The 12,746-nt window shown below is 70.6% G+C and carries 9 protein-coding genes and 2 pseudogenes; 8 read left to right on the forward strand and 3 right to left on the reverse strand.

Annotation, left to right across the window (positions count from 1 at the left end; translation table 11 throughout):
- Nucleotides 1-19: 19 nt before the first annotated feature.
- Nucleotides 20-2,248: a DNA helicase PcrA gene (gene pcrA / locus WBK31_RS31125; protein WP_378790175.1), complete on the forward strand. Its 2,229-nt coding sequence runs from the start codon at nucleotides 20-22 to the stop codon at nucleotides 2,246-2,248.
- 249 nt (nucleotides 2,249-2,497) lie between these two features.
- Here pcrA and WBK31_RS31130 read toward each other — a convergent pair whose 3' ends face one another.
- From WBK31_RS31130 to WBK31_RS31140, 3 genes are all read right to left on the reverse strand, one after another.
- The gene (locus tag WBK31_RS31130) at nucleotides 2,498-3,499 is read right to left on the reverse strand and encodes a L,D-transpeptidase (protein ID WP_364068444.1); all 1,002 of its coding nucleotides are present in this window, start codon (nucleotides 3,497-3,499) and stop codon (nucleotides 2,498-2,500) included.
- Nucleotides 3,500-4,622: 1,123 nt separating this feature from the next.
- Nucleotides 4,623-5,255 carry a response regulator transcription factor gene (locus tag WBK31_RS31135; protein WP_364068446.1) on the reverse strand — a complete coding sequence of 211 codons (633 nt, stop codon included), beginning with the start codon at nucleotides 5,253-5,255 and terminating at the stop codon, nucleotides 4,623-4,625.
- Nucleotides 5,252-6,460, reverse strand: a complete 1,209-nt coding sequence (locus WBK31_RS31140; protein WP_364068448.1) for a PspC domain-containing protein — start codon at nucleotides 6,458-6,460, stop codon at nucleotides 5,252-5,254. The genes WBK31_RS31135 and WBK31_RS31140 overlap by 4 nt, the downstream gene beginning before the upstream one ends.
- A gap of 113 nt (nucleotides 6,461-6,573) precedes the next feature.
- Here WBK31_RS31140 and WBK31_RS31145 point away from each other — a divergent pair.
- From WBK31_RS31145 to WBK31_RS31175, 7 genes and pseudogenes are all read left to right on the forward strand, one after another.
- A pseudogene (locus WBK31_RS31145) lies at nucleotides 6,574-6,771 on the forward strand (PspC domain-containing protein); the annotation flags it as partial.
- A 518-nt stretch (nucleotides 6,772-7,289) separates the two neighbouring features.
- Nucleotides 7,290-8,768 carry a hypothetical protein gene (locus WBK31_RS31150; RefSeq protein ID WP_406673572.1) on the forward strand — a complete coding sequence of 493 codons (1,479 nt, stop codon included), beginning with the start codon at nucleotides 7,290-7,292 and terminating at the stop codon, nucleotides 8,766-8,768.
- Nucleotides 8,758-8,964 carry a hypothetical protein gene (locus WBK31_RS31155; protein WP_364068451.1) on the forward strand — a complete coding sequence of 69 codons (207 nt, stop codon included), beginning with the start codon at nucleotides 8,758-8,760 and terminating at the stop codon, nucleotides 8,962-8,964. The genes WBK31_RS31150 and WBK31_RS31155 overlap by 11 nt, the downstream gene beginning before the upstream one ends.
- A gap of 72 nt (nucleotides 8,965-9,036) precedes the next feature.
- Nucleotides 9,037-9,519, forward strand: coding sequence for a (2Fe-2S)-binding protein (locus WBK31_RS31160; protein ID WP_364068453.1), 483 nt, complete (start codon nucleotides 9,037-9,039; stop codon nucleotides 9,517-9,519).
- A gap of 107 nt (nucleotides 9,520-9,626) precedes the next feature.
- Nucleotides 9,627-10,630, forward strand: a pseudogene (locus WBK31_RS31165) (xanthine dehydrogenase family protein molybdopterin-binding subunit); the annotation flags it as partial.
- Nucleotides 10,631-11,863: a xanthine dehydrogenase family protein molybdopterin-binding subunit gene (locus WBK31_RS31170; protein ID WP_406675544.1), complete on the forward strand. Its 1,233-nt coding sequence runs from the start codon at nucleotides 10,631-10,633 to the stop codon at nucleotides 11,861-11,863.
- Nucleotides 11,860-12,714, forward strand: coding sequence for a xanthine dehydrogenase family protein subunit M (locus WBK31_RS31175; RefSeq protein ID WP_364068457.1), 855 nt, complete (start codon nucleotides 11,860-11,862; stop codon nucleotides 12,712-12,714). The genes WBK31_RS31170 and WBK31_RS31175 overlap by 4 nt, the downstream gene beginning before the upstream one ends.
- Nucleotides 12,715-12,746: the final 32 nt, after the last annotated feature.

Raw genomic sequence — 12,746 nt, forward strand, 5'->3', positions numbered from 1 at the left:
AGTCTCTGTTGACCACCCCTTGCTCGATGGCCTCAACGCACAGCAGCGCGAGGCCGTGATCCATCATGGCAGTCCCCTGCTCATCGTGGCCGGGGCGGGCTCGGGGAAGACGCGGGTGCTCACGCACCGCATCGCCTACCTGCTGGCCGAGCGCGAGGTGCATCCCGGCGAGATCCTCGCCATCACCTTCACCAACAAGGCCGCCAAGGAGATGAAGGAGCGCATCGACAAGCTCGTCGGTCCGCGTTCCCGGGCGATGTGGATCATGACGTTCCACAGTGCCTGCATGCGGATCCTGCGGCGTGAGGCGAAGCGGCTGGGGTTCCCGTCCAGCTTCTCCATCTACGACCAGGCCGACTCGCAGCGGCTGATGGCCATGGTGTGCCGGGAGATGGATCTCGACCCCAAGCGCTATCCGCCGCGCTCGTTCTCCGCGCAGGTGAGCAACTTCAAGAACGAGCTGGTCGACTACGAGACCGCGCTCGACCGGGCGGGCTCGCATCTGGAGAAGACGCTCGCGCAGGCGTACAAGGCCTATCAGCTCAAGCTGACCGAGGCCGGCGCGATGGACTTCGACGACATCATCATGAACACGGTGACGTTGTTCCAGCTCTTCCCCGACGTCGCCGAGCACTACCGGATGCGGTTCAGGCACGTGCTGGTCGACGAGTACCAGGACACCAACCACGCCCAATACGTCCTGATCAGGGAGCTGGTGGGGCATCCTGAGCTGCGCACCGACGACGGCGAGCTGGTGCGTTCGGGCAGTGACATGTCCGAGCTGTGCGTGGTGGGCGACGCCGACCAGTCGATCTACGCCTTCCGCGGCGCGACGATCCGCAACATCCTGGAGTTCGAGCGCGACTACCCCGACGCCCGCACGATCCTGCTGGAGCAGAACTACCGCTCGACCCAGAACATCCTGGCCGCCGCCAACGCCGTCATCTCCCGCAACGAGTCGCGCAAGCCGAAGAACCTCTGGTCCGACCAGGGCGACGGCCCCAAGATCGTCGGGTACGTCGCCGACAACGAGCACGACGAGGCCATGTTCGTCGCCCAGGAGGTCGACCGGCTCAGCGACGAGGAGGGCGTCAAGCCCGGCGACGTGGCGGTCTTCTACCGCACCAACGCGGCCTCCCGCGTGTTCGAAGAGATCTTCATCCGCACCGGCCTGCCCTACAAGGTGGTCGGCGGCGTGCGCTTCTACGAGCGCAAAGAGGTCAAGGACCTGCTGGCCTACCTGCGGGTGCTGGCCAACCCCAACGACGTGGTCTCGCTGCGGCGGATACTCAACGTGCCCAAGCGCGGCATCGGCGAGCGGGCCGAGGCGATGATCGAGGCGCTGTCGTCGCGCGAGCGCATCTCGTTCTGGGACGCGCTGCGCCGCGCCGACGAGGCCCACGGGATGGCCACGCGCTCGCTCAACGCCGTACGCGAGTTCGTGGCGCTCATCGAGGAGCTGACCGGCAAGGCCGAGGGCATGCCGCCGTCGGCGCTGGCCGAGGAGGTGCTGGTCGCCACCGGCTACCGCGCCGAGCTGGAGGCCTCGGAGGACCCGCAGGACGAGTCCCGCCTGGAAAACCTCAACGAGCTGATCTCGGTGGCCCAGGAGTTCGAGGAGGCCAACCCGGAGGGCACGCTGGTCGAGTTCCTGGAGCAGGTGTCGCTGGTGGCCGACGCCGACCAGATCCCCGACAACGACGGCGGGCAGGGCGTGGTGACGCTGATGACCCTCCACACCGCCAAGGGCCTGGAGTTCCCGGTCGTGTTCCTGACGGCCATGGAGGACGGGGTGTTCCCCCACGTGCGGTCGCTCGGCGAGCCCAAGGAGCTGGAGGAGGAGCGGCGGCTGGCCTACGTCGGCATCACCAGGGCCCAGCAGCGGCTCTACCTGACCCGGGCGGCCGTGCGCAGCTCGTGGGGCGCACCGTCGTTCAACCCCGCGTCCCGGTTCGTCAACGAGGTGCCGGCCAAGCTCATCGAGTGGCGTACCGACCCGGAGAAGTCCGCCTGGAGCGCGGCCACGCGGCGCGAGCCGGCCGCGCGCCCGGCCCCTGCCAAGAAGGGCGGGGGCGGCCGATCGGTGCCGTCGCTGGCGCCCGGCGACCGGGTCTCGCACGACGCGTTCGGGCTGGGCACGGTGGTGTCCGTGGACGGGGTCGCGGAGAAGACCAAGGTGAAGATCGACTTCGGTAGTGGCGGGGAGAAGACGCTGTTGCTGGCGTACGCGCCGCTGGAGAAGCTCTGAGCCGCACTTCTTCTGAAGCTCTGAGCCGGATCTTCTGCTGAGCCGGCGGTACGGGCCGGCGGTACGGCGCTGCGCCGCGCCGCCGCTCCTGAAGGGCTGTCGCCCCGCCTTTCCTGAAGGGCCGGCCGTACGACGGTAGAGCCGCGCCGACCGCCGGGATTCCGCTGGTTCGGGCGTTCACGTACCAACGGCGCAGGGCCGCTCCCCGGTGCGGGGTGAGCGGCCCTGCGGCGGAACTCCAGAGGCAGGTCAGCTGCTCTTGAGCGCGCTGCCCTTCTTCCACTGGGTCCAGTTGAGCTGCCAGTAGCTCCAGCCGTTGTTCCACTGGAGCTTGCGCTTGGTGCCGGTGATCTTCACGACGTCGCCGCGCTGGGTGATCTTGTAGAACCACTTGGCGCCGGCCGGGGTGGCGCGGACGCAGCCGTGGCTCTGGTTGGAGCGGCCGAGGTACTGGTAGTAGCCGGCGCTCTGGTGGACGTACTCACCGCTGTCGGAGATCCGCACCGCCCACGGGATCTCCTCCTTGTAGTAGCGGGGATCCTTCGGGTCGGTGACGCCCATCCAGGAGGACGTCATGGTCTCCACGGCCTTCTTGCCCATGGTGAGGTGAACGCCGCTGGTGGTGAGGTAGACGTCCACGCCGTTGCGGATGAGGCCGCCCTTGCCCGCGCTGATCGGGATCTTCTTCGCGAGCTTGCCGTTGCGGTACACCTTCATCTGGTGCGTCCGGGTGTTCACGACGGAGATGTTCTTCGCGCCCACCGCGAACGTGCGCGAGACGTCCTTGGCGCCGGTGTTGCCGGGCAGCTCGGACAGTCGCGCGGTGAAGCGCACCTTCTGATACGGCTTCCAGTACGTCTTCGTCCGGTAGATCACCTTGCGCTTCGACACCCAGCGCCAGGCCCCCTCGACCGGCTTTTCAGGCTGCACGTCGAGCAGCGCCTCGACCTGTGCCTTGTTTTTCACGTCGCGGTCGAAGGTGACGATGATCGGAAACCCGACCCCGACTTTCTCCGTCTTCTCCCCCATCGGGGTGATGTCGGCGATGCCCAGCTTGACCTTCTTCGCCGTACGGGCCACGCCGGACCCGGAGGTCGGAGTGGCCTTCGGAGCGGCGGTGGGGCTGGTCGTGACGGCCGCCGGGACGACGACCGCGCTCTGGGCTTGGAAGGCGGGGGCGCTCTGCGCCGCGCAGGCCGACGCGGCGGCGAGCGCGACCAGGGCCGGAAGCATCCGGGTGACGCGCTTCAAGGGGGTACTCCTGGACTAAGTGCTTTCGACTACCTCCTTATCTGACAAACTGGGCAACCGATTCGACTGCCTAATGCGGGTAACTTTCTCGTAACGTCCAAAACTGAACAAAAACCTGCAAGATGGGTGGCCTTCAGAGGGAGGTCAGACGCGCCAGTGCCCCACCGCACGGGGGAACGGCCCAGGTGGGCAGCAGGTAGGCAGCAGGTGGCCACACGGAACGACGAGCACGCGGCCAGTGCGCGACCTCCGGGGAAAGCGGCCAGGGGCCGGTGGTCAGTGTGCGGCCTCCTGGGGAAGGACCCGGTGGCCGGTGCGCGACCTCCAGGGAAGGACCCGATGGCCAGCGCGCGACCTCCAGGGAAGGACCCGGTGGCCGGTGCGCACGACCCCTCGGGAAGGGCCGGGTGGCCGACGTGCGACCGGCGGGGCCGGGCCAGGCGGTCTGGGAGCAAGCCCGTTCTCGCGCCCGGAGGGCTGCCGGAGCAGGCGGCTGGGGGCTGTGAGGGAGGGCCGAAGCGACCGGGGCGCTCAGGCAGGTGAGCAGGCACCCACTGGCGGAGCCGCTCACGGGGCCACGTAGGTGGCGGCAGGCTGCCGCCGTCGCCAGGGTGACGAGCAGGCGGGCCTGCGAGCGGCAGCTTGCACAAGAGGACCGTGCGGGGGGCGCAGGGCTGACGCCCAGCGAGGCAGCGGACGAGCCCACGGACGGCCGTCCAGCCGCGCTGCCGAGCGATCCGATGGGCGGCCGCTCAGCGGGACTGCCGGGGGCGCGGCGGAATCGTGCCGGCGCGGCGGAATCTGGCCGGCGCGCGGGGCCCGGGCGGCGCGCGGCCCGGGCGGCGCGGCGAGCCGCCGTTCAACAGACGGCAGGTCGCCGATCACACGAGACGGCTGGGCGGCGCGGCGAGCCGCCGTTCAACAGACGGCAGGTCGCCGATCACACGAGACGGCTGGGCGGCGCGGCGAGCCGCCGTTCAACAGACGGCAGGTCGCCGATCACACGAGACGGCTGGGCGGCGCGGCGAGCCGCCGTGCAGCGGAGCGGCCGGACGAGCCCACCGGCGGCCGTTCTGAACGGACGATCAGAGCGGGACGGCGAGCCGCCGTTCGAAGGCGAGGGTCAGACGAGGCGGCGGGCGGTGGCCCAGCGGGAGAGTTCGTGGCGGTTCGAGAGCTGGAGCTTGCGCAGCACCGACGACACGTGCGTCTCGACGGTCTTGACCGAGATGAACAACTCCTTCGCGATCTCCTTGTACGCGTACCCGCGCGCGATCAGCCGCAGCACCTCGCGCTCCCGCTGGGTGAGCGAGTCGAGCTCGGGGTCGATGGACGGCGCCTCGGAGGAGGCGAACGCGTCGAGCACGAACCCGGCGAGCCGCGGTGAGAAGACCGCGTCGCCCTCGGCGACCCGCTTGATGGCGTCGGTCAGCTCCTTGCCGCTGATGTTCTTGGTGACGTAGCCGCGAGCCCCGCCCCGGATGACGCCGATGACGTCCTCGGCCGCGTCGGACACCGACAATGCCAGGAACCGCACCTGCGACCCGGACCCGAGCACCCGCCGCAGCACCTCCTGGCCGCCGCCGCCCGGCATGTGCACGTCAAGCAGGACCACGTCGGGCTGGTGCTCGGCGATCGCCTGGACCGCCGACTCGACGTCCTCGGCCTCGCCTACCACCTCGATCGAGTCGCCCAGCTCGGCGCGCACGCCCGATCGGAACAACCGGTGGTCATCGACGATCAGTACGCGCGTCATGCCTTCTCCACCTTCATCGTCAACATCACTTCCGTGCCCTCACCCGGCGCGGTGCGGATGCGGGCGGTGCCGCCGTGCCGCTCCATTCTGCCGATGATGGACTCCCTGATGCCCATCCGGTCGACCGGGATCGCGTCGAGGTCGAACCCCTTGCCACGATCCTTCACGAAAATCGTGACTTCTTCACCCTCGACCTCCGCGTACACCGAGATGGACGGACTTTCAGAGTATTTCGCCGCGTTGACCATCGCCTGGCGGGACGCCTTCAGCATGGCGGCGAGCTTGCCGCCCGGGTCGAGGTCGATGTCGCCCACGCAGACCACCTCGATGGGCACGCCGTGCGCGTCCTCCTCCTCGGCGGCGATCCTGCGTACGGCCGCCGCCACCGTCGCGTCGGCGTCCTGCGCCGGCTGGTAGAGCCAGTTGCGCAGCTCGCGCTCCTGGGAGCGGGCCAGCCGCGTGACCTCGCGCGGGTCGTGCGCCACCCGCTGGATCAGGGTGAGGGTGTGCAGCACGGAGTCGTGCACCATGGCCGCGACCTCGGCGCGTTCCTCCTGGCGGATGCGCTCGCGCCGTTCGAGCTGGAGCTCCTTCCACAGGCCGGCCAGCCAGGGGGCGGCGATCACCGCGAGGCCGCCCACCACCACGACCGTGAACAGCAGCCCCTGGCTGGCCTGCACCAGCTCGCCCTGGGAGTACAGGAAGCCCGCCGCACCGATCACCACCAGCGCGACGCCGAGGAGCGTGCGCACGCGGTTCTTCCTGATGCTCTTGGTCGCGCCGCTCATCCAGCTCCGGCGCCGCTCCGGGTCGGCCTGCTGCCACAGGATCAGCGCGCCGATCCCGCCCACCGCGAACGGCAGCATGCCGATGCCGCCCTGCGAGGCCCCCGTCAGCCAGCCGAACGCCAGCAGCGCCACCCCGATCGCGCAGAACGCGGCGAGCTGGCTCCAGTCGCGCGGCGGGATCTGTCCCTCATGCGGCTCGCGCGGCGTCACCATCCACAGCACCGCGTACGCCACCGCGCCCACCCCGCCCACGACGGAGAGCAGCACGAACATCAGCCTGATCACGACCGGATCGAGCTTGAGCTGTGCCGCGAGCCCCTGGGCGACACCACCGAGCAGGCGGCCCTCCATGGGGCGCAGCATCCGGCGATAAGGCGTGTCGCCGCTCTGCTCGGCGAGTGTCTTCTGGTCAGCCATAACATGGCCATGGTCACATGCCTTGGGGTGAAGAGGCATCAGGGAACGGCCCCAGGGTCCGGTCAGGGGTCTCCCGGATGCGGGCAAGGCTCGCGCGCGCCACGATGGGGTACATGACGCAAGCACCGCCAAGGCAACCGGCCTCGCCCCCCTCCCAGCTGCGACGCAGCAGCGAGGGACGCTTCCTCATGGGAGTCTGCGCCGGGCTCGGGCGGTACACCCGCATCGATCCCGTGGTCTTCCGCGTCGCCTTCGCGGTGCTGCTGCTCGGGTCCGGTATCGGGCTGTTTCTGTATCTGGCGGCGTACTTGCTAATGAAGGAGCCGAACGGGCGGCCGGGGATCATCGAGCAGTGGACGCGGCGCGACTTCGACGCCGAGACCGTGATGGCGCTGCTGACGGCGGTTCTGGCGTTCGGGCTGGCGATCAATCTGGCCACCGTGTGGCTGGACATGGGCTCGCTGGTGGTCGGGGTGTTCCTGGCCGTGTCGCTGCTGGCGGCGCACACGCACGGCGTCGATCTGGTGGCGCTGGTCCGGTCGATGCCGGAACGTCTGAGCCGCCGGCGCCCGGCCGGGTCCGCCGCGTTCGACTCCGGCCACAACCCCGCCTTCCCGGTCTCCGCGCCGGGCTTCGGCGCTCCCGCCGGTGCGGCTCCCCCACCACTGCGGTACGCCGCCCGTCCCCGGTTACCGAGCCGGGCCGCGACCGGGCGGACTCCCCCGTCGGCCCGCCTCCCACTGCGGGCGTCCCGGAAACATCCGGTACGAGTACGCCGGAGACGACGGCTCCCGGCGCGGCGGACGCGCCTCAGGAACGTGCGGCGGCCATGCGCCAGGAAGCGGTGCCCGTCGAGGAGGCCGTCAGCGACCCGCCCGGCAAGACCAGCCCGGCCACGGCCATCGAGGGCCTGCGCCAGGCCGCGGCGGGCGTACGCGACGCCGCCTACCGAGCCAGCCGCCACCGCCAGGGCGACCGCGACACGGCGACCCCGGCTGTGAACGCGCCGGACGCGCAGACTCCTTACGCCGCCGGGCAGGCGGCACAGGACGACGCAGGAGCGCAGCCACCGCACGCAGGCGCGCAGCCACCGCACGCAGGCGCGACGTCTGAGGACGCGGCCGCGCAGGCTTCCCACGCGAGCGCACAGGCCCAGGACACGGACGCAGCACACGCCCAGGACGCGAGCGCGCACGCCCAGGACACGGACGCAGCACACGCCCAGGACGCGAGCGCGCACGCCCAGGACACGGACGCAGCACACGCCCCGGACGCGAGCGCGCAGGCCCAGGACACGGGCGCGCAGACGCAGGACGCGAGCGGGCAGGCGGAGGACACGGACCCCGCCGCAGCGCCGGAAACACCACGCCCCACCTCCCGGGACTGGGAGGAGCGGCAGTACTGGCGGGAGCAGTTCGAGGGCCCGGCGTCACCGGAGGCGGTGACGGCCGAGCACCCGGTGCCGCCGTACGCGCAGGAGGGCTCGTACGCGCAGCAGGGCTACCGCCCCGACCCGCCGACGGCGGTGGATCACGGGCAGGGCGAGCCGTTCGCCCCGCACGGCCCGTACCGCCCGCTGGATCCGGCCAGGCGGGCGGCCGCCTACTCGCCGTACGATCCGGCGCTCTACCGGCGTCCGATGCCCGCGCCGGGACCGCACCCGCGGCCGCCGCATCGGCCGCAGCGCGCGCCGCAGCCGAAGTCCTACATCGGCGCGATAACCATTCTGCTCGCCATCATCGTTGGAGGGATCGTCGTGGTCGCACAAGCCCGGTCGGCCGCCGGGGTGAGCCCGACCATCGTCGGCGGCGCCATGCTCATCACCATCGGCGCGGGCCTGCTCGTGGCCGCCTGGTGGGGCAGGGGCGCCGGTCTGGTGGCGGGCGGCACGGCGGTGGCGCTGGTCGTGGGCATGGGGTTCGTGCTCGGAGGCATGCCGAAGAACATCGGCCCGGCGGAGTGGGTGCCGACGAGCGTGGCGGAGGCCGGCAGGCTGTACGACGTGGGAGTGGGCGACGGCAAGCTGGACCTGTCGGAGCTGGAGCTGCCACCGGGGTCGAAGGTCACGTTCAACGCGGCGGTGCAGGCGGGCGAGCTGGAGGTGATCGTGCCGCCGACGGTCAGGGTCGAGGTGCACGCGACGAACAAGGTCGGCGACATCGTGATCGGCCAGTCGCTGCGCGGCGGCGTGGACCTGAAGGTGAACAAGGTGCTGGAGCCTGAGGTCGATCCGGAGGGCAAGGTCTCGACGATCGTGCTGAACCTCAAGGGCGGCCTCGGCGACATGACGGTGCGCCATGCGGCGTGATCTCGAGGAGCGGCCGCGCCGCGTGCACAGAACGGACTGGATGGCGCTGCTGAGCGGTGTCCTGTTCATAGTTTTGGGAATTTTGACGGTGACCCGCGCGCTCACGGATCCGCTGGTCCTGGTGGGCGTGCTGGTGCTGGGACTGGCCTTCGCGGGGCTGGTGGCGATCATCTCGAAGGCCGTCCGCGGTAAGTGACCCTTGACCGGGCAAGACACCGGCGTAGGTTCGGAGTGTCCGCTTTTCCCCCTGCTAAGTGAGGGAGGACGTATGCCCCGAATCACCGTCACCGTCGACGGGGTCAAGTACGAGGAGGACGTCGAGCCGCGGCTTCTCCTCGTTCACCTGCTACGAGAGCGGCTGGGCAAGACCGGCACGCCCGTCGGTTGCGACACGAGCAACTGCGGGGCCTGCACGGTCATGCTCGACGGCAAGAGCGTCAAGAGCTGTTCGGTGCTGGCCGTGCAGGCCGACGGCTGCGACGTCGTCACCATCGAGGGCCTGGGCGCGAACGGCCAGATGCATCCGATGCAGCGGGCCTTCCACGAGGAGCACGCGCTGCAGTGCGGCTACTGCACGCCGGGCATGGTCATGGCGGCGATCGACCTGCTCAGGGAGGATCCCGAGCCGTCGGAGGAGACGATCAGGCAGGGCCTGGAGGGCAACCTCTGCCGCTGCACCGGCTACTGCAACATCGTGCGGGCCGTCCGCAAGGGCGCCCAGGAGATGGGGCAGGCGGTGAGCACGTCATGACCGTCCAGGAGATCGGCCGTCCGCGCAGGCGGAAAGAGGACACCAAGCTGCTGACGGGGCGCACGCAGTGGACGGACAACCTTTCCCGGCCCGGCATGCTGCACGTGATGTTCCTGCGCAGCCCGATGGCGCACGCGAGGATCACGCGGGTCGACGTTTCCGGGGCGCGCGACCTGCCAGGAGTGGTGGCCGCGTTCAGCGGCCAGGACCTCGCGGATGAGCAGGGCAGCCTGCCGTGCGCGTGGCCGGTGACCGAGGACATCGTGATCCCGGACCATCCGCCGATGGCGGTGTCGGAGGTCCGGTACGTCGGCGAGGCCGTGGCCTGCGTGATCGCGACCGACCGGTACCGCGCGGCCGACGCGCTGGACGCGATCGAGGTCGACTACGAGCCGCTGCCGGCGGTGCTCGACATGGAGGAGGCGCTCGCGCCGGACAGCCCGAAGGTGCACGAGGCGGGCAACAAGGCGTACAGCATGAAGACCGTCTCGGGCGACATCGAGACGGCGTTCAGGGACGCGCCGGTCGTCATCGAGCGGACGTTCCGGCAGCAGCGGCTCATCCCGACCGCGATGGAGCCGCGCGCGGTGCTGGCCGACACCGACGGCGAGTCGTTCACCGTCTACTCGTCCACGCAGATCCCGCACGTGCTGCGGGTCATGCTGGCCGTGGTGACCGGCATCCCCGAGCACAAGCTGCGGGTGATCGCGCCCGACGTGGGCGGCGGGTTCGGCTCGAAGCTGCAGGTCACCGCGGAGGAAGTGCTCTGCCTGGTGCTGGCGCGCAAGCTCGGCAGGCCGGTGAAGTGGACGGAGTCGCGCTCCGAGGGCAACCTGACCGTGCATCACGGCCGCGACCAGATCCAGCGCCTCCGCCTCGCGGCCGACGTCGACGGGCGTATCCGCGGGCTGAAGGTGGAGCTGCTCGCGGACATGGGCGCGTACCTGCTGCTGCTGACGCCGGGCGTGCCGCTGCTCGGCGCGTCGATGTTCAACGCGATCTACAAGATGGACGCGTACGAGTTCGCCTGCACGGGCGTGTTCACCACGAAGATGCCCACGGACGCCTACCGGGGCGCGGGCCTGCCGAGGCCACGTTCGGCATCGAGCGGATGATGGACGAGCTGGCCGCCGAGCTGAACCTGGACCCGCTGGAGGTACGCAGGCGCAACTGGATCAAGCACGAGGAGTTCCCGTACACCACGATCTCGGGCCTGACGTACGACTCGGGCAACTACGAGGCGGCGACCGAGCGTGCGCTTTCGCTCTTCGGCTACGACAAGCTGCGCGCCGAGCAGGCCGACCGGCGTGACAGGGGCGACCCGGTGCAGCTCGGCATCGGGGTCAGCACGTACACGGAGATGTGCGGGCTGGCGCCGTCGCGGCTGCTGGCCGAGGCCAGGTTCGGCGCGGGCGGCTGGGAGCACGGCGCCGTGCGCATGCTGCCCACCGGCAAGGTCGAGGTCGTCACCGGCAGCTCGCCGCACGGTCAGGGCCACGTGACGTCGTGGAGCCAGATCGTGGCCGACGCGCTGGGCGTGCCGTTCGAGGACGTCACGGTGCTGCACGGCGACACGGCGATCGCGCCGAAGGGCATGGACACCTACGGCTCGCGCTCGCTGGTGGTCGGCGGCATCGCGGTGCTCAAGGCGTGCGAGAAGGTCAAGGACAAGGCGCGTACGCTGGCGGCGCACCTGCTGGAGTGCTCGCCGGACGACCTGGAGTTCGAGGCCGGGACGTTCAAGGTGCGCGGCACCGACTCGGCCAAGACGATCCAGGAGCTGGCCTACGCCGCGTTCACCGCGCACGACCTGCCCGACGGGGTGGAGCCGCGGCTGGACTCCGAGGTCACCTTCGACCCGGAGACGTACTCGTTCCCGCACGGCACCCACCTGTGCGCCGTGGAGGTGGACACCGAGACGGGCCAGACGAGGATCCGCTCGTACGTGGCGGTGGACGACATCGGCAAGGTGATCAACCCGCTGATCGTCAACGGCCAGTTGCACGGCGGCATCGCGCAGGGCATCGCGCAGGCGCTGTTCGAGGAGGCCGTGTACGACGCCGAGGGCAACCTGCTGACCACGACCATGGCCGACTACCTGCTGCCGTCGGCCGCCGACCTGCCCGGCTTCACGCTGGACAGGACGGAGACGCCCTCGACCACGAACCCGCTGGGCGTCAAGGGCGTCGGCGAGGCGGGCACGATCGCCTCGACCCCGGCCGTGGTGAACGCGGTCGTGGACGCGCTGCGGCCGTACGGGATCAACGACGTGCAGATGCCGTGCACGCCGGAGCGGATCTGGAGGGCCCTGCAGGAGCGCGCGCAGGAAGGAGTGCGGCCATGATCCCCGCGCAGTTCGACTACGTGCGTCCCGGTTCGGTCGCCGAGGCGTGCGAGGTGCTGGCCGGTGACGAGGACGCCAAGGTCCTGGCGGGCGGCCAGTCGCTGCTGCCGCTGCTGCGGCTGCGGCTCGCGTACCCGTCGACGCTGGTGGACGTGGGCCGGCTGGACGAGCTCAAGGGCGTGCACGACCGGGGCGACCACGTCTACATCGGCGCGCTGACCACGCACGACGAGGTCATGCGCTCTCCGGTGGTGCGGGCGGGCTGCCCGCTGGTGGCGCAGGCGACGGCGCACGTGGCGGACCCGGCGATCCGGCACCGGGGCACGTTCGGCGGCTCGCTGGCGCACGCGGACCCGGCCGGTGACCTGCCCGCCGTGGTGCTGGCGCTGGACGCTGTCATGGTGGCGGTCTCGGCGCAGGGCGAGCGGGAGATTGCGGCGTCGGAGTTCTTCGTGGACTACTGGGAGCCGGCGCTGGCCCAGGGCGAGATCCTGGCCGGCGTGAAGATCCCCAAGCTGGGCGAGGGGTGGGGCTTCCACTACGAGAAGTTCCACCGCACCGCGCAGTCGTGGGCGATCGTCGGCGTGGCGGCCGCGGTCAAGCGCTCGAACGGCTCGATCGCCGAGGCCAGGATCGGGCTGACGAACATGGGCACCACCCCGCTGCGGGCCACCGCCGCGGAGAGCGCCCTGAGCGGCGTGGAGCTGGGCGACCGGGTACGCCAGGCGTGCGAGGCGGCGGCGGAGGGCACCTCGCCCCCGGCCGACCTGCACGCCCAGCCGGACTACCGGCGACATCTGGCCAGGGTGCTGACCTACCGCGCGGTCCGCGCCGCGGCCGGAGCGCCCTGACGACGTGACGGGGGCGCCCTCTTCCGGGGGCG

Origin of the sequence: Nonomuraea sp. N2-4H (assembly GCF_045291505.1) — a bacterium.
Classification (GTDB): domain Bacteria; phylum Actinomycetota; class Actinomycetes; order Streptosporangiales; family Streptosporangiaceae; genus Nonomuraea; species Nonomuraea fastidiosa.